The 21,938-nt window shown below is 41.0% G+C and carries 16 protein-coding genes; 11 read left to right on the top strand and 5 right to left on the bottom strand.

Annotated elements, in window-relative coordinates:
• Window positions 1-16: 16 nt before the first annotated feature.
• The 4 genes from BM266_RS17270 to BM266_RS13320 all read left to right on the top strand — a co-directional run bounded on the left by BM266_RS17270 (window position 17) and on the right by BM266_RS13320 (window position 3,480).
• Complete coding sequence (locus BM266_RS17270) at window positions 17-481, top strand: malic enzyme-like NAD(P)-binding protein (protein ID WP_217648163.1); 465 nt, start codon at window positions 17-19, stop codon at window positions 479-481.
• A 33-nt stretch (window positions 482-514) separates the two neighbouring features.
• On the top strand, window positions 515-892 hold the full coding sequence (locus tag BM266_RS13330) for a DUF983 domain-containing protein (RefSeq protein ID WP_093410575.1): 378 nt from the start codon (window positions 515-517) through the stop codon (window positions 890-892).
• A 38-nt stretch (window positions 893-930) separates the two neighbouring features.
• The gene (locus BM266_RS13325) at window positions 931-2,580 is read left to right on the top strand and encodes a SulP family inorganic anion transporter (protein ID WP_093410574.1); all 1,650 of its coding nucleotides are present in this window, start codon (window positions 931-933) and stop codon (window positions 2,578-2,580) included.
• 138 nt (window positions 2,581-2,718) lie between these two features.
• Complete coding sequence (locus tag BM266_RS13320) at window positions 2,719-3,480, top strand: DUF6503 family protein (protein ID WP_093410572.1); 762 nt, start codon at window positions 2,719-2,721, stop codon at window positions 3,478-3,480.
• Window positions 3,481-3,643: 163 nt separating this feature from the next.
• Here BM266_RS13320 and BM266_RS13315 read toward each other — a convergent pair whose 3' ends face one another.
• Both BM266_RS13315 and BM266_RS13310 read right to left on the bottom strand, forming a co-directional pair.
• The gene (locus BM266_RS13315) at window positions 3,644-4,534 is read right to left on the bottom strand and encodes a cation diffusion facilitator family transporter (protein ID WP_093410570.1); all 891 of its coding nucleotides are present in this window, start codon (window positions 4,532-4,534) and stop codon (window positions 3,644-3,646) included.
• 75 nt (window positions 4,535-4,609) lie between these two features.
• Entirely contained in the window at window positions 4,610-5,386 is a 777-nt protein-coding gene (locus BM266_RS13310) for a hypothetical protein (RefSeq protein WP_093410568.1), read from the bottom strand.
• A gap of 241 nt (window positions 5,387-5,627) precedes the next feature.
• Here BM266_RS13310 and BM266_RS13305 point away from each other — a divergent pair, with 241 nt between their 5' ends.
• Window positions 5,628-6,482, top strand: coding sequence for a class I SAM-dependent methyltransferase (locus tag BM266_RS13305; protein WP_093410566.1), 855 nt, complete (start codon window positions 5,628-5,630; stop codon window positions 6,480-6,482).
• A 1,601-nt stretch (window positions 6,483-8,083) separates the two neighbouring features.
• Here the strand turns inward: BM266_RS13305 and yaaA are convergent.
• Entirely contained in the window at window positions 8,084-8,845 is a 762-nt protein-coding gene (gene yaaA, locus BM266_RS13295) for a peroxide stress protein YaaA (RefSeq protein WP_093410563.1), read from the bottom strand.
• Window positions 8,846-8,980: 135 nt separating this feature from the next.
• Window positions 8,981-9,472 (bottom strand): CIA30 family protein, encoded by a 492-nt coding sequence (locus BM266_RS13290; RefSeq protein WP_175494812.1) that lies wholly within the window; start codon window positions 9,470-9,472, stop codon window positions 8,981-8,983.
• Window positions 9,473-9,902: 430 nt separating this feature from the next.
• On the opposite strand from BM266_RS13290, the gene BM266_RS13285 reads away from it, so the two are divergent.
• The 4 genes from BM266_RS13285 to BM266_RS13270 all read left to right on the top strand — a co-directional run bounded on the left by BM266_RS13285 (window position 9,903) and on the right by BM266_RS13270 (window position 14,727).
• Window positions 9,903-10,286 (top strand): (deoxy)nucleoside triphosphate pyrophosphohydrolase, encoded by a 384-nt coding sequence (locus BM266_RS13285; RefSeq protein ID WP_093410560.1) that lies wholly within the window; start codon window positions 9,903-9,905, stop codon window positions 10,284-10,286.
• Window positions 10,283-13,426 (top strand): DUF3427 domain-containing protein, encoded by a 3,144-nt coding sequence (locus tag BM266_RS13280; RefSeq protein WP_093410558.1) that lies wholly within the window; start codon window positions 10,283-10,285, stop codon window positions 13,424-13,426. The genes BM266_RS13285 and BM266_RS13280 overlap by 4 nt, the downstream gene beginning before the upstream one ends.
• Window positions 13,427-13,429: 3 nt before the next feature.
• Window positions 13,430-14,410, top strand: a complete 981-nt coding sequence (locus BM266_RS13275) for an HNH endonuclease (RefSeq protein WP_093410556.1) — start codon at window positions 13,430-13,432, stop codon at window positions 14,408-14,410.
• Between the two features lie 80 nt (window positions 14,411-14,490).
• Window positions 14,491-14,727: a hypothetical protein gene (locus tag BM266_RS13270; RefSeq protein ID WP_093410554.1), complete on the top strand. Its 237-nt coding sequence runs from the start codon at window positions 14,491-14,493 to the stop codon at window positions 14,725-14,727.
• A 378-nt stretch (window positions 14,728-15,105) separates the two neighbouring features.
• Here the strand turns inward: BM266_RS13270 and BM266_RS13265 are convergent, their stop codons facing one another.
• Entirely contained in the window at window positions 15,106-16,953 is a 1,848-nt protein-coding gene (locus BM266_RS13265; protein ID WP_093410552.1) for a PLP-dependent aminotransferase family protein, read from the bottom strand.
• Between the two features lie 787 nt (window positions 16,954-17,740).
• On the opposite strand from BM266_RS13265, the gene BM266_RS13260 reads away from it, so the two are divergent.
• Entirely contained in the window at window positions 17,741-21,193 is a 3,453-nt protein-coding gene (locus tag BM266_RS13260; protein ID WP_093410550.1) for a pyruvate carboxylase, read from the top strand.
• 13 nt (window positions 21,194-21,206) lie between these two features.
• On the top strand, window positions 21,207-21,866 hold the full coding sequence (locus BM266_RS13255; RefSeq protein ID WP_093410548.1) for a uracil-DNA glycosylase family protein: 660 nt from the start codon (window positions 21,207-21,209) through the stop codon (window positions 21,864-21,866).
• Window positions 21,867-21,938: the final 72 nt, after the last annotated feature.

Raw genomic sequence — 21,938 nt, 5'->3', positions numbered from 1 at the left:
AGAGGTTATTGAGGTTATGAGTGATGTCAATGAGCGCCCTGTTATTTTTGCTTTATCAAATCCAACCTCAAAGGCAGAATGCACTGCATATCAAGCCTACAAGTGGAGTCAGGAGAAAGCCGTTTTTGCAAGTGGAAGTCCGTTTGATACGGTAAAGTTAAACAATAAAGAATTTCACCCGGGAAAGGGTAATAATGCATATGTCTTCCCCGGAATGGGCTTAGGAGTTATTATTGCCAATGCCGCAATAATTCCGAATGAGTTATTCTTAACTGCAGCTAAAACCCTTGCTGAATTGGTAAGTGATAAAAATCTGGAAGATGGTGCTCTATATCCACCCTTAAATGAAATCAGAGCTATTTCATTAGAGATTGCATTAGCGGTTGGTGAAAAAGCCTATGAATTAGGTGTTGCTAAAAATAAAAAACCGAAAAACTTAAGGCAAACGATTAAAGACTATATGTATAACCCCAATTACTAAACTATAGTTCATGAATGTCAGTTTTAGAACTTTATGAAAAAAGGAACAAAGCGCTACAGTATTGTTAAATTAAAATGTCCGCGTTGCCAAATTGGAAATTTATTTTGCAAGCCTGGATTAATGGTTTTTTCAAATATTTTGGAAATGCCTGATAAGTGCCCAAATTGCAAGCAGGATTTTAAACAGGAACCCGGTTATTATACTTCTGCCTTATGGGTAAGTTACCCTATTGTGCTTATCATTTTTATTCCATTGATTGTATTAGGTTTCACCCTGGATAGCCTTCATAGCTTCTTTAAATACTTTTATCCAATTATCATAATTTTTGCTTTCATCCTACAAATTCCCTTAATGCGAATAGCAAGAGCTATCCTATTGAATATGACCATAGACTACACCACAAAGTGGTAGATGAACTAATACAATATTTATAAGTAACAATTGTACCAATGCGTAAAGAATTTGTACCAAAACTAGTTACCCTTTTAAAACAAGGGATATCAAAAGAGACTTTGACAAAAGATTTCCTCTCGGGATTAATTGTAGGTATCGTTGCACTACCACTTGCCATTTCTTTTGCTATAGCTTCTGGCGTTTCTCCTGAAAAAGGAATTTTAACTGCAATTATCGCGGGAATTGTAATTTCAATTTTAGGAGGAAGTCGTGTGCAAATTGGTGGTCCAACAGGAGCATTTATTGTTATTATTTATGCAATTGTTCAACAGTATGGGACAGATGGTTTGATCATTGCTACTTTTATGGCGGGGTTTATCATGATTGGATCTGGATTAGCACGGCTCGGGAATCTATTGAAATTCATTCCATATTCCCTTGTCGTAGGTTTCACGAGTGGGATTGCATTGATTATTTTTTCTTCACAAATTAACGACTTTCTCGGTCTCAGTATCGGTCAGGTTCCTGCAGATTTTATTGATAAATGGGCTGTATATTTTGATAATTTACACAATATTAATTGGTATGCCATTAGCATCGCGGCCACAACCGTAATAATTACGCTTCATTTTCAAAAAATAATAAAGAAAATTCCGGGGTCAATTATAGCCATTGTGCTGGCTACCATATTTGTACAGGTATTTGAAATTCCGGTGGATACTATTGAAAGTAATTTTGGTAATATTCCAAACAGCTTAGGCTTACCCAGTATTCCGAATGTAAGTTTCGATACCATTCAGGCTCTTATTCAACCAGCATTTGCAATCGCCATATTGGGTAGCATAGAGTCACTTCTTTCTGCAGTTGTTTCAGATTCAATGATAGGTGCGAAACACCGCTCAAATATAGAATTGGTGGCTCAAGGTGCAGCAAATATTGTGTCATCTCTTTTTGGTGGTATTCCTGCAACAGGCGCCATTGCCAGAACGGCTACTAACGTAAACAATGGAGGCAGAACCCCTATTGCCGGTATCGTGCACGCATTGGTTTTATTAGTAATTATGCTGCTGTTTGCTCCGTATGCCAAATTAATTCCAATGGCGAGCCTTGCAGGAATTTTAATGGTAGTTGCATACCACATGAGTGAATGGAAACAATTTAAATCTATTCTGAAAGGTAACAGAATGGACATTATAATATTACTAACCACTTTCTTTCTTACCGTTATCTTCGATTTAGTAATAGCAATTGAAATTGGAATAGTTCTCTCCAGTTTTATTTTTATGAAACGAATGAGCCAATCGGTACAAATTCAGGATTTTTCAAAAGATAGTGAAAATGACGATCATCTTTTTGAAGAAGAGCACCTGGATTTACCTAAAGGACTTGTATTATATGAAATAAATGGCCCTCTATTTTTTGGGGCGGCCAGACAGTTTCAGGAAACCATTATCAATACTCACACAGCGCCAAAAGTAGTTGTTATTAGAATGCGCTACGTTCCATTAATCGACGCTACAGGATATCAAAGTCTCAAAGAAATCATTAAAACCTATAAGGCTCAAAACATAAATGTGATAATCTCTGGTGTTAGAAAAAACCTCAGGAAAGATTTTGAAAAAAATGGAATGTTCACATTTATAGAAGATAGTTTTGTTGTTGAAGAAATTAATACAGCCATTGAAAGAGTCAAAGAAAATTTATAGTATGCCCTTTTTTACAAACTTAAAACGATTATGAGACGGGCCGGGGATTCCTATCGGATTCAAGTATTATAAAACTTCCCTAAAAAGGCACTCTCTGCAGAAATTTTTTTTACTTACTTTTGAGCTTAACCCGGATATATGAGGCAATTTTTTCTTCTTTTAATTTTAGTGAGCTTTTTGTCCTGTGAGGATGAGGAAAAAAGGCAAACTACTCAGGAGGCGCAGGAAATTGAGGAGATTATTGAAAAGACTATAGAGGTTGCCGGAGGTGAAAATTATAAAAGGGCGACTATTAGCTTTAAATTCAGAGATCACATCTATAAAAGTGAGAGGAATGGCCTGAAATTTTCCCTGGAAAGACAATTTTCAAAGGACTCAGACAGTATCCGTGATGTGGTGAGTAATAGTGGCTTTCAGCGGTACGTAAACGATAGTCTTCGCGTTATTCCCGATTCCCTGCTGGCCCGGTTGAATAAAGAAATAAAAACGGTTCACTATTTTGCACACCTGCCTTATGGTTTGGATAATCGCGGACTTAGTAAGGAACTGTTAGAAGAGGCCCGAATAGAAGGGGAGCCTTATTTTCAACTAAAGATGACTTTCGGACAGGCTGCTCCGGGAGTTGCTGGCCATGACGAATTTATGTTCTGGATCCATAAGGATGATTTCACCCTGGACTACCTGGCTTACAAATTTGTGGAGGAAGAGGAAGGGATCAGATTCCGGGCGGCGTATAATCCCCGTGTTATTAATGGAATAAGGTTTGTAGATTATAGAAATTTTACGTTTCAGGACCCCAAAACCGAGCTTTCCGACCTTGATGAACTTTATGAAGCCCATCAACTGGAGTTACTGTCCACCATCGATACGGAGATCCTTGAGGTAGAGGTGAAGGAGTAAAACTCTCCCTGTAGAAATAACTGACCTCTTTAAAAACTCAATGTGATTTCAACTCCTGAAGCCTCAGGATGAGATACCGGGTCAAGCCCGGTATGACGTTCACCTGGCCTTATGAGATGCCGGATCATTCCGATAGCTATCGGAACGGCAGGACAGATTAGCATCAATGTTTATGCGCCTTTTCCAGTTCACAGGTCTCGCTGTCCAGCTCGGTTTCTATGGTGTAATGTTCAAAAGCATAATCTTTCAGGATCTCTTTTACCTTTTTCTTGACCTCCAGAATTTCTGAAAATTCACTGATCTCCCGTAGTTTCAGGTGGGCGGTAAATACGTGGTGTTCGCCCTCGAGTGACCAGATGTGGGTGTGGTGCAAAGATGCTACCTTTTTTACTTCCAGAATTTTGTTTTCTATTTCTTCCAGGTTCAGATCTTTGGGTACGCCCTGCAGAAAGATAAACAGGGTTTCTTTGAGGCGCTTGAAAACATTCCACAGGATATAAAGGGTAATGAGCAGGGAGAGTGCCGGATCCAGGTATAGAATTTCCTTGAAACTCAGGATCACGGCTACTACCAGCACGGCAAACCAGCCCAGTACATCTTCCAGCAAATGCCAGGAAACCACCTTTTCGTTCAGGCTTTTTCCGCCGCTGAGTTTATAGGCGGCATAGCCGTTTACCGCAACCCCGATTAAGGCAAAAATTATCATTCCGGTGGCATCAGAAGCTTCCGGCTCAAAGAGTCTGCCTACGGCTTCAGAGATCACATAAATAGAACCGATTATCAGGACCAGGCTGTTGATGAGGGCGCCCAAAAGGGAAAAACGGCGATACCCAAAGGAATATTTTGAATTGGATTCTTCCTTGCTTTTTTTATTCAGGTACCAGGCCGAACCCAAAGAAAGACTGTCTCCCAGATCGTGCACCGCATCCGACATTATTGCGACGCTGTTTACATACCAGCCCCCGAAAAATTCCAGAATGGTGAAACCCAGGTTTAGAAAGAATGCCAGCTTCAGATTCTTGCCGGAGGTGTTGTGCGAGTGGTCGTGACCCATATCCTGATTTTGCTCCCGGAAAGATACTAAGAAATTTTCAGGAGCAAAATGAGGAAATGATATTCAGAAAAGTCATTAATTCTCAGTCTTGGTGGTTACCTGAGGCCCGATCCCGCTTATTTCCTGGTCGTAGACCCAGATCTCTGTTTGCGCCCCGTTGATGAGCTCCATCCAATCTTTGGTAAACTTCTCGTGACTGTCTTTGCCGTGTTGTGCCTCAAATTTTTCTTTCCATTTATGATCTTCTCCCAGGGTGGCGAAATCATCGAAGAAGTACACCAGGGAAAGGTCACGACCATCTTTGGTAGCCGCAAATTCATTCACATAGATGCCCAGAGGAGTTTCGGGATATTGATTTTTAAAGACGGCCGATATTTTTTCCAGGTGTTCCATCGCCTTCTCATAGGTCCCCGATTTAAAGTCATAAGTGGTCACATCGAGTTTAGACATCTCGAAATTCAACGGGAAGTGCGAGTTTTTAGCGTCAAAACGCCAGTAATTTATATCCTGCTCGTCCTTCATATAGGGCACCACATTTTCATACCAGTCTTTATCGTGTGCTTCGCGGTCATACATGGGTTTGTCCAGGGCACTCCAGGGCATCGGGCCCATTACTGCCATCATTTTTTCAGCGTTCGTGCCGTTCATCACTTGAAAAATACGTACTCCCAGATCACCTTCAGCATGATATTGATTATTGTGCTCCTTTATTCCCTCCCTGAATTTGAAGAAATCCCCGGGTTCCGGAGCAATCATCATAGTCACAATAATTAGTGGTTCCTGAGTCTCCTGTTGATTTTGGGAGATGCAAAGCAATGGAATAAGCATCATCCAGATAAAAAGAGTTTTCATAAGGTGTATTTTTAGGTTAATAATTACAATTATCAGAAGCCCGGGGCAGAATGGCTCGCTTTTATTCGGGAGGAATTATCTCATTAAGATACTAAAAATATCTCTGAATATCAGCATTTTATAATTTTATTGGTAGTTGTTGAGGCTTGATTTACTCCAAAAAGTGACCAACCTGAGGTCACTCGTATTTCTCATTATGCTGCCCGGTAAAAATTACTAAATTGCCATTTCAATTAAGCCGATGAGCAATCCCAGCCAGAACAGCGATAAGAACAAGGCCCATTATGAGGAGAAATATGCCGATTATTCTATTCGGAATATCCTGCATTGGATCAACAACCTTGATGCTTTCCTGAATTCGGCCACCACTACCGAGACCAGCTGGTTTGCGATGTATCAGAAGGATTTCAGAAATAAGCTGAAAGGAAAAAAGGTGGTGGAAATGGGCTGCGGCGATTGCGTGAATGCCGCGGTGATGGCTGCCTTGGGTGCCGAGGTTTGGGCCAATGATATCGCTTCCTCCAGCGGAAAGATCGTAGCCGCGCTAAATGAAAATCATCCATTTGAACACCCTATAAAATTCGTGGGAGGAGATTTTCTTCGGAATGAACTCCCGGCGGGGAATTTCGATTATGTGATTGGCAAAGCCTTTTTGCATCACCTGGAGCTACCCCTGGAAGCCGAATTTCTGAAGGAAACCGCCCGACTCCTGAAACCCGATGGCGAAGCCCGATTCTTCGAACCCGCGGTAAACAGCCGACTCTTAGACGAGTTGCGCTGGCATATCCCGGTCAAGACTAGGCCTTCAAAATTCAATAAAGCTGCCTTTGCCAAATGGAAAGCTAATGACCCGCATCCCGATCGCAGTTTCAACTCTGCTCATTTTGAAAAGGCGGGGCACCAGTTCTTCAAAGAAGTAGAGATCATCCCTGTAGGCACTCTGGAGCGCTTCAGCCGACTCCTGAAATGGGGTGAATCCCGCAATAAATTCAAACGCTGGGCGCTAAAAACTGAAGCAAGCCTTCCCGGGTTTTTAAATAAACCTTTTACCAGGAGTCAGTTGATTATATACCGAAAGCCGGTAGTAAAGTTGTGAAGTAGTGATGCTGTGACGATGTGGTGCGGTTTGTTATTTCGTGATGCGTTAATTCGTTAATTCGGGTTCTTTTAAGATTCAATGTTTAACGTTCAATGTTCCGGCGGTGATGTCTGAAGCTTTTGCAGATTACTTCGTGCCTCCCTCGTAATGACGAATTCCATTGTTCACATCATCGAGAGCCGGTTGGGTGTGACTGTTTTTTATCATGAATCCAATTTTTGGATGACTTTTCGTGCCGGGATATTTGTTAGTATTTGCAATTCTGTGTGTTCATTTTTTTGCTTGTCCAAAAAAACGAACCAAAAAAAGGACACCTTTTTGCAGGTGTTTCCGAATCGCTATCGCACTTCGGAACCGTACTTTACCGCCTAAATTTTCTCCAAGGCTTCAAAAATTTTACGCCGGAAAAGTACTACACTCAAAAAAGAAGCTAAAAATATGATTTTGGAGAAGTTACCACAAGTTCAAAGAGTAGAGATTTCTATTATAATATAAATTAATCACTATTAAGTTAGAAATTATTTTTTAAAGGTCCTCAGTTTCGACGCCTGTCCTGAGCGCGGAGCAGCCAAAGGGTCGGGACCCGTAGGTGGAAAAGACGACAGAAGAAAATGCTGCACGCCCATCCTGTTAACCTGGTTCCTACGGATATTATAACTCTTCGGTTAAGCAGAAAACCATCCCGGGAGGTTTTCATTTTTTTCCGGCTTTTTCACCGTAACGGGTGAACAAGAAAATGAAGATTAGACTTTTTTGGTTCTTTTTTGGGCGATGCAAAAAAGAACATTAGATCATCTTTATTTTAATTGATATCCAGGTGGTTTTTTAAGAAGTAACTGCATTAAACAAAAGATTACTTCGGTTGTGCTTGCCCGCCGAAGCCTTAGCGCAGGAGGGCCTCCCTCGTAATGACGAATTCCTTTGTTTACGATATCGCGAGCCCGCAGGGGCGCAGCGATCTGTTATAAGGAGTTTCAAATACTGAAATAGAAATAGGTTGTCAAGCTGAGCCCTTTTACCGACCGGTAGTGCGGTTAAAGGAAAGTCGAAGCTCTTGTGGAATTCGAACTACAGTATCTACGAAATACTAAGCACTTCGACTTTTCCTTCGGCTATCGCCTCGGGTTCAGTGTGACAGTGGGTTTTTAGTAAGTAGTAAGAAAAAACCAAGATTGTCAGGCTGAGCCCGACCGGAGGGAGGAAGGTCGAAGCCATCTGAAGATTTCTACTTTCATTTTTTGCTCGCCCAAAAAACGAAACAAAAAAGGGCAATTCAATGTGGAGGTGTTTTTTTGGCAACAAGGCCAAAAAACCGCGTATCAGCAGCTAAATTTTTTCCAAGGCTTCAAAAATTTTTAACGCTGCTGATCCGCTACACTCACATAGGCGTTAAACTCGCAAAGCTCGTAATAGGCCAAGCTCTTAAGTTAGATGATTTTTCATTGAGGTAGTAATGAGAAAATCCACTGGAAACGTCATTGAGCCCAAAGGGCGCAGCGATCTGCCGGTTTGAAACTTCACACCTCACTGTCAACAGCCCCTAACAACTTAAAACCCGACAACTGATAACAGAGAACAGAGAACAGACAACTGAAAAACTACCTCACAAACACCGGCTCACTTTCCTTCTTCGTTTCTTCCTCGCTAAATCGGTAATCCATATAATCAAAACCTTTGATGTCTTCCAGGGTTTTGGCTTCGGTATCGATGATGTAGCGCACCATCGCGCCGCGGGCCTGTTTGGCGAAGAAGCTGATGATCTTCAGCTTGCCGTTCTTGAAGTCTTTAAAAACAGGGGAGATCACCTCCGACTTTAATTTTTTAGCATCCACGGCCTTGAAGTATTCCTTGCTGGCCAGGTTGAGGAAGAGCTCATCTTCTTTTAGTTCACTGTTCAGGTAGTCGGTTACTTTTTTTCGCCAGACCTCGTAGAGGTTCTTTTTGCGGTCGATACCCATATCGGTACCCATTTCCAGGCGGTAGGGCTGGATAAGATCCAGGGGCCTTAAGATCCCGTACATTCCCGAGAGGATACGCAGGGAATTTTGAAGCCGGTCCAGCTTTTCGGTGGGGATGGTATAGGCGTCTATGCCCGTATACACATCGCCGGCAAAAGCGTATACCGCAGGGCGGGAATTCTTTTTGTTGTGTTCGGCTTCAAATTCGTGGTAGCGGTTGTAATTAAGGTCGGCGAGCTTATCGCTGATGCTCATCAGGTCAGAGAGTTCCTTCTTGCTCATCCGGGAGAGCTTTCGGTTTATCTTTACAGCGGTATCCACAAATTCAGGCTGAGTGCCGCGGGTAGTAGGTAATTTAGAGTCGTAATCCAGACTCTTGGCGGGGGAAACAACAATTTTCATACTAGTGTAGTTTTAATCTCAAAGATAAGTTTTCCCTGTAAAACAAGGAAGCCTGAAATATTGATATAAACTATGAAATCATAAGGAGGTTAGTGCTGGTATAATTTGCACTTAGTGATCTTCCGCAGCCGAAAGTTATTTCAACTCGATCTTGTTAATTTCCAGCCTAAAATCTTCTGCCTTTTTATTCGCAATCAGGAAGCGTATTTCTTCGATCATATCGGCAGAGAAGTTGGGCAGTTCCAGTTTCTCCCCACGGAACACCGGTTCCATCTCTTTTAGTGGAACCTCCACGGTTTGCCAGCCTACGGTAGTTTCGAAAGTGTATGTATAGGAAGCTTTATCGTTTATACTGGATTTCATCCTGAACTTATAGGTTTTTCCATCACCTTTCAACAAAATGAAGGCTTTTTTATAGCCCTGAATATCCTTAGGGGCAAACTGATATCGCAGGGAGGCGAATCCGCCATTGTTTTCCAGGGAAACGCTTCCTCTAAAGATTGCATTGCCCCCGGTACTGCTTTCAAGATTACTGCCGGAATTACCTCCCATCACCCCGTCGTTCACTGTTTCCCAATCCGACCAGTCTTCCGTTTTACTGAAATCAAAAAGAAGTAATTTAAACATAATCAAGGCTGTTAATAGTATAGTAAGGAGTTGCTGCTGCAATATTTTGGTTTAAAGTTATGATATTTCCTGAAAATACACCACTCCCGGCGATAATGATCGACCAACGGGGAACAACTCCTAAATAAACTTTCCCTTTAAAACCAGGAAGCCCGAAATATTGATATAAACTATAAAATCATAAAGAGTTTAGACTGGAGGAAGGGATAAGTATGATAGGGCTTATGTAGGGAGTATCCATAGGGATGATACGACATACCGAAAACTTTCTTATAGTGTTTTTCAGGTTTTAGGCCGTCGTTTTCTTAAGGCCGGGAAGAAAGGTTCTTTATGTTGTAAAATTAATGTTAAATTGAGCCAGGTTATGGCCGGAAGACCAGAATTTTCAACGGTTAATTTCTGAAATCATTTAAAGAGTTTTTATTGAATAATGAAAGTTACCTGTGCAATAATTGAAAATAACGGCAAAATTCTATGTGCTCAAAGAAGTGACAAAATGGATTTACCGAAGAAGTGGGAATTTCCAGGTGGAAAAGTAAAGAATGAAACTCTGGAGGAATGTTTAAGACGAGAAATTAAAGAAGAATTAGGAGTTGAAATTCAAGTTTTGGAGCAGTTACCTTCAAATCAACATAATTATTCTAAGTCTAAGATAATCGAGCTAATACCTTTTCGCTGCACATTACAAACTTTTGAAATCGTGCTTCTTGAACATTCAAAGTTAGAATGGCTGCCTATTGAAAAATTGAAGACCTTAGATTGGGCTAAAGCAGATATTCCTGTTGTTAATTATTATATTAAAACGTATAAATGAGTTTTGAAACCGGTCTTTACGAGCAACTAATAACTAAATTAGTTTCCAATAAACTCGAAAATGTAGACTTACAAAAGTTTCACGTCAGCGAAACATCCTTAGATAAAGAAGAAGCTTCTCAATATTTAAGCACCTATTTAGCTGAAACCATCAAGTTTGCGCTAAATGAAATTAAAGACAAAGACCGTCCTTTAAAGCAAATTGAATTATCAAATAAGATTATAAAACTCTTAGTAAAGGAACTCAAGAATGTTGAGTTCTCTAACAATTTAATTGAAAGCGAAGGAAGGATTTTACAAGCCGTATTTTCAAAACTAGATTTTCCCTATTCAAATTTGGAAGCCAGGTTAAAAGAAATTACTCCTTACACGCGGTTAAGTCAAAGTGAACTCTTTACTGGAAATAATGTTGGGATTTCTTTGGAGAGCGAGATTAAAAAAGAAATTCTTTCAGCCGATGAAATTTGTTGGTTAGTATCTTTTATAAAATTTTCCGGAATTCGAATTTTTAAAAAAGAACTTGAAGAATTCACAAGAAGCGGCAAAAAGCTAAATATAATTACAACCTCATATATGGGTGCCACAGATGTGAAAGCTGTAGAATACCTCTCATCGCTACCAAATACTGAAATAAAGGTTTCTTATAATTCAGAGCATGAAAGGTTGCACGCCAAAGCATATTTATTTCTACGAAATTCGGGATTTCATACTGGTTATATAGGTTCTTCTAATCTCTCCCGTTCGGCACTGACCAATGGTTTGGAATGGAATCTTAAAGTTACTACCCAAGAAATTGGGCATATCATTGATAAATTCCAAAAGACATTTGAAACGTACTGGGAAGATCCGGAGTTTGAACACTATCAATATCAAACTGATCGAACAAAGTTAAGCAAGGCCCTAAAAAGGGAAGGCTCTTATAAAACAGGTCTAATCAATACTTTTTTCGATCTTAAACCCTATCCTTATCAGGAAGAAATTTTATCAAAATTACAGGCAGAAAGAGAAATTCATAATCGAAATAAAAACTTATTAGTTGCGGCAACAGGCACAGGTAAAACCGTTATTTCTGCTTTCGATTTTAAAAGATTTAATGACCTTCAACCAAATGCTAATTTCTTGTTCGTAGCGCACCGGAAAGAGATTCTATTACAAGCACAAGCAACTTTTCAGCATGTGCTCAGAGATGCCAATTTTGGTGAATTGTGGGTTGATGGAAACGAGCCTGAAACATATAACCAACTTTTTGCTTCAGTCCAAACTTTGCATAGCCGGTTGAAAAACCTTGATTTAGCTGAAGGCTTTTTTGATTATATAATTGTTGATGAAGTTCACCATATAAAAGCAAACAGCTACCGTCCAATTCTTCATCGATTTGAGCCTCAAATTTTACTGGGCCTTACCGCGACTCCAGAGAGAATGGATGGTGGAGATATAGCGGAAGATTTTCATAACAAAATAGCTGCGGAAATAAGATTACCTGAAGCATTGAATAGAAAACTGCTTAGCCCATTCCAATATTTCGCACTTTCTGATACGGTTGATTTAAGTAATGTAAAATGGAATGGAAAGTATGAAATTAGAGAACTTACCAAGCTTTACACCGAAGATGACCACCGAGTTGCTGATATTATTAAAAACTGCGATGAATATTTAACGGACATACATGATGTGCAAGCATTGGGGTTTTGTGTCAGTCAGGAGCACGCAAAGTATATGGCAGAGAAATTTGTTCTTGCCGGATTACAGGCTGATTATCTTGTTAGTGGGAACAGTGGATCGCGAGATTTGATTCGAAATAAACTCCTCAAAAAGGAAATTAATTACCTCTTTGTAGTCGATATTTTCAATGAAGGGGTTGATATTCCAAATATCGATACAGTTCTTTTCTTAAGGCCTACTGAGAGTTTGACAGTTTTCTTGCAGCAATTAGGTCGTGGCCTTCGGCTTGCTGAGAATAAAGACTGCTTAACGGTTCTTGATTTTGTTGGAAATGCCAGGCCAGAATATGATTTTGAGCATAAATTTAGAGCGCTTGTTGGAAAAACTCATACTTCAATAATTAAGGAAATTGAGGACGAGTTTCCCCATTTACCACTTGGATGTTCCATCGTGTTAGAGAAAAAGGCAAGAGAAGTAATTTTAAAGAATATTCGTGAAGCAACGGAATTCAGAAGGCCACAACTTATTCAGAAAATAAAAAACTTCAAACATCACTCTATACTCCCTCTTACTTTAAACAATTTCTTAGATTTCCACCATTTAGGTATCCGTCAAGTCTATAAAAAAGGAAGCTGGAAACGATTATGTGCAGATGCTGGAGAAATCCCTAATTTTAACGAGCCACAGGAAAAAGAGTTTACCACCTGTATGCAAAGAAAATTAATCAATTGTAATTCTTTAAGTTACTTTAGGTTTATTCAAGATTTAATCAATAATAGGTTGAATTTAAATTTATTCTCAAAAAAGCAAAAAATGATGCTTTTAATGTTCCACTATGATGTTTGGCAAGAAAGCGGCGAAAAATTAAAATTCCCAGACCTTTCTAGGAGTATTGAAGTTTTAAGAAAGAATGAAATTATGCTTGAAGAATTGAATGAATATCTTGAGCATTTAATTGAGAAAATAGAATTTATTGAAAAAGATATTGATTTAGAATTTCCATTTCCATTAAAACTACACAGTAGGTATAATCGGGAAGAAATATTAGCTGCTTTAGGTTTGAGTACTTTTCGAAAGAAATCATCCAATCGCGAAGGTGTAGCTCAAAATAAAGAGCTAAATGTAGAAGTTCTCTTCGTGACGTTAAAGAAAACCGAAAAGGAATATTCACCTACTACGATGTATGAAGATTACGCATTAAATCAGAAACTTTTTCATTGGCAATCTCAAAATAGTACCGCTCCAGGTTCTCCAAAAGGTGAGTCTTATATCAGGCATAAAGAAAAAGGCAAAAAGATTCTATTATTCGTCAGGGAGCAGAATGTAGATGAATACGGTTTTACAATGTCTTATACATTTTTAGGGGAAGCAGATTTTGTGAAATCAGAAGGCGCGAAACCAATGAATGTTGAATGGAAGTTGCACGAAGCAATGCCTTCTTATATTTTAAAGGAAAGTCAGAAATTAGCTGTTGGTTAAAATATGTCAGAAGAGATCATCTTTAAATACTCGACTTATTTCAAAAAACTAAACCGGGGGTATTCCAAAGGTCTTGGACGGGCACCTCATAAGCCTGTTTTACTTTTATCGGTTATTCAATTAATTGCAAAAGGAATTATAACCACCAATAAAATTTTTATTGATTCCGATTTAATGCTTGCCTTTCAAAATAATTGGAAATTATTAGTAGATACCGGCCATTCCAGTAATTTTGCTTTACCATTCTTTCATTTACGGTCAGAACCGTTTTGGAGATTAGTGACCAAGCCAGGAAGTCAATTGACTTTAACAAGTTCAAAAAGCATCAAAAGCTTTAATAGTTTAAATGAGTCGGTTGCTTATGCTGAAATTGATAAGGATTTATTCTATTTATTACTTCTTCCGGAAAATCAGCTGTGGTTTGAACAACTTTTAATCGATTCTTATTTTCTCAATGTTCGTTCCTACTATAAAAGACCTGAGAAATATGCAGAAGAAATCGAAATTGAAAACGAGATTTTAAATGAACCTAAAGAAAAATACCAGACACATTTAATAGAATTAAAGAATAAACTGGAAGATAATCAGTTTGAAGAGGAAATATTTATCCGAGGAAGTTTATTTAAAAAAACAGTTCCCAAAATATACGAGTTTACCTGTTGTATTTCAGGTTTAAAAATTACGTCAACTCATAATGTGCAAATGGTGGATGCCTGCCATATTTATCCGTTTAGTCTCTCAAACGATGACACCGTTTCAAACGGAATTGCACTTTCACCAACACTACATCGTGCGTTTGACCGGGGTTTAATTACTATTAATTCAAATTACGTAGTCAGGGTTTCACCCACAATACAAAATGAAAATAGTAACTATTCAATAACTCTGTTTGAGGGAAAACAAATTCTTCTCCCCGAGAATGAGAAATGGTATCCGTCCCAGGAGTCTTTGAATTGGCATAATAAGGAGACTTTCTTGTTATAGGTGCTTTTAGTTTTACTTATCCAATATAGTCTAGTGATAGAATTTTTTCGTATCTTATACTTTCCAAATTTTCTAAAATTATGGAAGGTTCTGAGAAAAAACCCAATTTAGTGAAGGCTTTTACTGCCCGGTTCAGCTTCAGGGAGTCCTGCGATTTTTTGCTGGATTACAACGGGTTTATGCTCTCCGACGACGATAAAAGCGGGGAGGGAAAGTTTATCAGGATCAGCTTCAACAGCCGTCGCCGCCGCAAACGCAAAGAGAGTTTTAAATGCCGGTATAAGATGATGACGAATTGTGATCGATCCTTGAATTAGTCGGTAGACCTTAGTCTTTAGACGGTAGATTCAAGACTCAAGATTTCTTTTTAAGTTAGTTCCTGTTGTGTTAGTCGGTAGTCCTTGGTCTTTAGTCTTTAGTGGGATTCTGGTCTCTTTTTAAAGTCGGGGATTTTAGTGCTATTCAGCCGTTTGGGGTTTGGTGTTTATTGTTTGTTGTTCTTCTTGTGATGCAGTGATGCTGATAATTGGTTAATTCGGGATTCGTTAGTTCGTGATTCGCCTGCCCGCCGAAGCCTTAGCGAAGGAGGGTTAATTCGGGATTCCTGTGCCTGCCCTTCTTTCTTTCACGCAGAGACCGCAAAGCCCTGCGCAAAGGGCGCAAAGAAAATACGGTTCTCAGTTCTGGGTTTTGAGTTATCGGTTGTTTGAAACAAAATCTGAAAAGACTTTTTTATGATGTTCAAGATCTAAATCGGGAGAAACCGATACCCGGGCGATATAATCTTTGTCGTCTTCTTTGGTCGTTCCCTGGGTAGAGGATGCAGGGATCGTCCAGTAACATCCTTTTAACTGCCCGTAGCTCACACAGTGTTTACTCTCATTTGGGATTTCTGTGATCATCATATCGATCAGTTTTTGATTTAATGCTCTTTTATAAGTTTCTCTTTCTTCATCGGTATTTCCCTTAGTGGGAAGATCTAATGAAAATACAGATGGGGTAAACCCTTCCTGAGCCAGTTCTTCTGAAACAAAATTGATCTTCGCCTCCGGTAAAGTCTTCCTGATGAAGTTGACAAATTCCCGTGTGTTTTTATAAGCATCAATGATCCTTTTATTCATGGAGGGTAATTGTTTTGCCAATATTTCAACCTGAAGAGCTGTAGCCTCGTTATCGCAAAGTAACAGATGCTTTTCTATTTTTTCCAGTAAAGCTTCAGCTTTATTATTTGCTACGCAGTAACCGGCAGTACATTTACCTCCACTCGGAAATTTCGATCCGCTTACATATGAAATGCTTCTTATTCCGGAGAGTATTCCATCATTAGCCAGGAACTGCACATTCGGACAAAAGGTTTGATCTAAAATAAAGACGGGATCGATAGCAGTATCATCGGTAGCAGTTTTACGTTCTTTGCTTAAAACCTCTTTTAATTTTTTAAGATCCGGGACTTCAACTCTCGGGTTGGTTGGGATTTCAGCGATTATGTAAGGGACCGCATCTTCCTTTGCGACTCTATCCAAAACCAGATCAATGCTCTGAACCATATCATTATCGCCATCAACAAGTAGATCCACCACTTCAACATTATCAATACAGGCAGCTACCCGTCTTGCCTGGTCGTTTGTTCCGCCATAACAGTTTGGAGGAACAATAATTTTGATAGCCTTTCCTTTATGCTTTTCCAGGGCATCGTCGATAACCCCCATCATAATCGCATACTGAATAGATAATCCGCTGGAAGCCAGTAAGGCTTTTGTATTGGTTCCCGTAATTTTTTTAATGGAATCTACTACACTTTTTTTGTTGGCTTCAACATTAATTTTCTCATCATTAACAGAAGACTTCCCTATTAGCTGTTGCAAGGCAGAAAAACAATCGGCCGGGGTCATCGCTATGGTCTCTCTTCTTCGAACATGCTGGATTTCTGAAATATAACTTTCGTTTTGTTCTCCATTTACTAACAAAACACTTCCCAGGTTTGGATAAAGGTTGACACAAAAGTCAATTGAGGGATTGAGATCAGCCTTACCAATTTCTCCCTTTTGTGGAATAAAAATGGTGCTGCCGTTAAACTCAGGAATCTCTTCCGCGTTCTTAACCTGCTTTAATTCAAAATTATACCCATACACACTTTTGAGTACTTCGGTATCAAAAAATTCCGGTAATTCACCGGTATAACAGATTTGGGTTTCCTTATCATCGACCAGGTTTTTTCTTAGCACTGCCAACACAGGAATTGTTCGTGATGAAAAACTTATTACATTTTCCGGGTTGAGGTTATTTAAGTTAGCAATTGCCCATTCCAGTACAGAAGATAAAGGATGACCTAAGCGGATATAATCATAAGCAGTAGGTAATTGACTGAGTGCTGAGGTTGAAGAATTATTGGCTTTGAATAAGATCTCGAACTGCTCTAAGAATTGAGATTTAGCCTGTTCCTCATTGTAAATATCCAGGCGATGGGTGGTTAGTTTCAGCCAGTCGGTTGGCATATTTTCCAATACGTCTTCAATATAATTCAGCACTTTACTCTCTGTCATAATCTTAGTTTTTGATAGGCCGCAAATATAGGAATTTGTTTGCGTTGTGACGATGTGATGCTGTGAGCTTGTCGGTTAATTGGGGATTCGTTACTTCGTGATTCGGGATTCGGATCGCGGGTTTCTTTTAAGCAAAGGGTGCAAAATTCGTTGATTATTAAGCATTGCACGGTTGAAATAACCGAAAGATTGCCGCGTCGGGCTTATGGCCTTTCTCAATGACGGAAAATTAGAATATTGAATCCCTTTAACCTCATTTTGATATTCTGTATAAGCTGGGATTTTCGACTGGATCCTGGTAAAATCTCTGTTCTTTTTCCATTGATGAAAAAGAACCAAAAAATCTAGTCTTCATTTTCTTGTTCACCCGTTACGGTGAAAAAGTCTAAAAAAAAGGAAAACATATCGGCAAACTCAGGGTTTTATTCTTGTTTATTGAAGTTCAGAAAGTTATGTCCAAACGGAAAGGGCGTGCAGGCTTTTTTTCTTACGCCTTTTCCACCTACGGGTCCCGAAGTCGAAACTGAGGACCATATATCACAAATTAATGAGAAAAGGTTCAGTAGCTTGTGTCAACTAGCTTTCTTAGACTTAAAAAGCATTTTTTGGTTAAATAAGCCCTATTCCTAATTAAACAATTAAAACCAAACTCCGCTACCGACAAGAGACCAAAGACTAACGACTAAGAAGATTTATAGAAATTTTAGCACTTCAAAGTCTGCGTAGCTCTTCATCTTTAAGTAGTTTTCGGAAGTAACTGAAATAACTATATTTTTAAAAAATTCAGATGAAAATTCAAAAAGTTTTGGTAGCCAACAGGGGAGAGATCGCGATCAGGATCTTTCGTTCCTGCACAGAGATAGGATTGAGAACCGTGGGGATCTATACCTTTGAAGATCGCTATTCGCTGCACCGCTACAAGGCCGATGAGTCTTACCAGATTGGCAGGGATAAGGAACCGCTTAAACCTTACCTCGATATCGAGGCCATTATCAAACTGGCCAAAGAGATTGGCGCCGATGCCATTCATCCCGGGTACGGTTTTCTTTCTGAAAACGCCCAATTTGCACAGCGCTGCGCCGACGAGGATATCATCTTTGTTGGACCCGATGTTTCCGTGCTAAAGAGCCTGGGCGATAAGGTTACCGCCAAAAAGGTGGCTATAGAAAACAAGGTGCCGGTTATTGAAAGCAATACCAAAGATCTCATCGATGAGCAAACAGCCATAGAGGAAGCTACCCGAATAGGGTATCCCCTGATGCTAAAAGCCGCCAGTGGAGGTGGAGGCCGCGGAATGCGGGTGCTACGGAATGAGGAGGAACTGAAAAAGGCTTTTACCGAATCTAAGCGGGAAGCGCTGAATGCCTTTGGCGACGATACGGTGTTTATCGAGAAGTTCATCGAAAATCCGAAGCATATAGAAATACAAATCGTGGCCGATAAGCACGGAAATATGGTGCACCTCTTCGAGCGCGATTGCTCGGTGCAACGCCGCTACCAGAAGGTGATTGAATTCGCGCCTTCCCATAACCTGAATCAGGAAACCAAGGAGAAACTTTACCAATATGCACTGGATATCTGTGGTGCGGTGAATTACAACAACATCGGGACCGTGGAATTCCTTGTAGATGAAGACGGCAGTATCTATTTTATCGAGGTGAATCCACGTATTCAGGTAGAGCACACCGTAACCGAGGTGGTGACCAATATAGACCTGGTGAAGGCCCAGCTTTTTATCGCCGGGGGTTATCACCTAAGCGATAAACAGATCAAGATTAAAAGCCAGGAATCGCTGCAGATCAACGGTTTTGCCCTGCAATGCCGAATCACCACCGAAGATCCTGCCAACGATTTTCAACCCGATTACGGGACGATCACTACCTACCGCAGTGCCTCCGGATTTGGGATAAGGCTGGATGCGGGTAGCCTTTATCAGGGGGTGTCAATCTCTCCGTTTTTCGACTCTATGCTGGTGAAAATTTCTGCCAGTGGGCGTACCCTTGATGGCGCCTGCCGGAAGATGCGCCGTGCCCTGGCTGAGTTCAGGATCAGGGGGGTGAAGACTAATATCTCGTTTCTGGATAATATACTGAATCACCCCGGTTTCCGCGATGGGAGTGCTACGGTGAACTTTATCTCCAGTCACCCCGAACTCTTTCAACTTAAGGAAACCCGGAACCGCGCCACCCGATTGGTGGAATTCCTGGGAGACGTGGTCGTGAATGGCAATCCCGATGTGAAGGAAATAAAAGAAGTACCCGAGTTCATCAAACCTGCAATTCCCGTCTTTGATGCCAACGCGGCTTACCCTAAAGGCACCAAAGATCTGCTGACAGAATTGGGCCCTGAAAAGTTTGCCCAATGGCTAAAGGAGGAGAAAAAAATACATTTCACCGATACCACAATGCGGGATGCCCACCAGAGCTTGCTGGCAACCCGTATGCGTAGTATCGATATGATGAAAGTAGCTGAAGGCTATGCTAAAAATCACCCGGAAACTTTCAGTATGGAAGTCTGGGGCGGGGCTACTTTCGATGTTTGTTTGCGATTTCTGAAGGAAAATCCCTGGGAGCGATTACAATTGCTTCGTAAGGCGATGCCTAATATTCTGCTTCAGATGCTGATAAGAGGTTCCAACGGGGTGGGATATACCGCTTATCCAGATAATCTGGTGGAGAAATTCGTGGCTGAAGCCTGGGAAAACGGCGTGGATATCTTCCGCATCTTCGATTCCCTGAACTGGATGGAGTCTATCGCGCCTTGTATAGAGTATGTAAGAAAGAACACCGATGGTCTGGCCGAAGCATCTATTTGTTACACCGGCGATATTCTGGACACCAAAAACACCAAATATAATTTAGATTATTACCTTCAGCTGGCAAAGGACATAGAAAACGCCGGGGCGCATATCCTGGCGATAAAAGATATGGCCGGCCTGCTGAAACCATACGCTGCCGGAGAGCTCATTTCCGCATTGAAAGCTGAGATCAACATTCCGGTACACCTGCATACCCACGATACCTCATCTATTCAGGCGGCAACCTACCTCCAGGCGATAGAAGCCGGGGTGGATGTGGTAGACGTAGCACTGGGCGGACTCTCGGGGCTTACCTCGCAGCCTAACTTCAATTCCCTGGTGGAAATGACGACCTGCAGTGAGCGGCAGGCCCATTTTAATATGGAGAAACTCAATGAATATTCGCATTACTGGGAAGAGGTACGGAAATATTATTTCCCCTTTGAAAGTGGCCTGAAAGCCGGCACCGCCGATGTGTATAAGCATGAGATTCCGGGAGGGCAGTATTCCAACTTGAAACCCCAGGCCGAATCTTTAGGCCTCGGGCACCGTTTTCACGAGATCACAGCGATGTATTCTAAGGTGAATAAACTCTTTGGCGATATCATTAAGGTGACGCCCAGCAGTAAGGTGGTGGGAGATATGGCGCAATACCTGGTTAGTAATAACCTGAGCATTGAAGATGTGATGGAAAAAGGAGAGAATCTTAACTTTCCGCAGTCGGTTGTGAATTTCTTTAAAGGAGACCTGGGGCAGCCCGTTGGCGGCTTTCCAAAGGATTTGCAAAAGATCATCCTGAAAGGTGAAAAACCTTATACCGACAGGCCTAATGCGCACCTGGAACCTATAGATTTTGACAAGGAGTTTAAAGAATTTGAAAACACCTTCAAGGAGGGAATGGGGCGCAAACTGGAAATGAGCGATTTCCTTTCCTATAAACTTTACCCGAAGGTTTTCACCGATTTCTTTAACCATTACAAACGCTACGGGGAAGTGATGAATATCCCAACCCCCGATTTCTTCTACGGAATGACCCCCGGCGAAGAGATTACCGTGGAAATGGATAAAGGAAAAACCCTGCTCATCGAGTTTCTTTCGGTGGGAACCGCAGATGAGGACGGACTGGTAGACGCTTTCTTTAAAGTGAACGGACAAACCCGTACGGTGAAGGTTCAGGATAAATCGGTTAAAGTGGATAAGGTGGTGCACATCAAAGTGGATAAGGAAGATCCTAAGCAAGTGGGAGCACCACTGCAGGGCTCTTTATCATCTGTCTTGGTCAAGGAAGGGGAGAAGGTTAAAAAGAACCAGCCCCTTTTCGTGATAGAAGCGATGAAGATGGAAACCACCATTACCGCTACTACGGAAGGAGAGATCGATAAGGTTATTCATAAAGAAGGCACTATGGTCTTCGCCGATGACCTGGTAGTAAGACTTAAATAAAAAAATAAAGATTATTTTTCATCACACGCATCCATACCGTCCTTTTATCCCTGAAAACGCGACCAAACTCATCGTGGGTACTTTACCGCCGCCAAGGTTTACCAGGAGAGAGCTGAAGGAGGGCGATGTAGATTTCTGTTACGGAAGTCGGGATGGCTTGCTGTGGAAGGTTCTGGATAAGATCTTCGACCTCGATCTGAAATTTGAAACAACCGAAGAAGCCATCCAACAGCGAATCGATTTTCTGAAGGAACGCGGAATCGGTATCTGTGATATGGTGGAGAGCAGTCATCGGGAAAAGATAGATGCCAGCGACCTGGGGATGCAGAAGGTGGAACTTCGTAATATGATTGGCATCCTGCGGGAACATCCTAAGATCGAGCGGCTGTTGTTTACCGGCGGCAATTCCAAAAACGGTCCGGAGTATTTCTTCCGGAGACACCTGCGGGAAATCGACGAGGATATTAGGCTGAAAGTGATTTCCAATGATGTGCCCAGGGTGCATCAGTTTGTTCTCGACGGCAGGCTCATCAACACGGTTTCTCTCACCGCGCCTTCAGGTTCTGCCAATCGCGCAATTGGTAGTACTGAACTTTATAAATATCTAAAACAAAAAGATACTGATTTCAATACGATAGATTTCAGGGTGATGCAGTATAAAGAATGGCTGTAATCGGTTGTCGGTTGTGGGCTGTGGGTTGTCAGTTTTGAGATTTGGGCCTTGCCCGCCGAAGCCTGCCCGCCG

This window comes from Salegentibacter flavus (assembly GCF_900115145.1).
Lineage (GTDB): Bacteria > Bacteroidota > Bacteroidia > Flavobacteriales > Flavobacteriaceae > Salegentibacter > Salegentibacter flavus.
The sequence above is the reverse complement of the archived record's forward strand: the minus strand, read 5'-3'. Positions and strand labels throughout refer to the sequence as shown.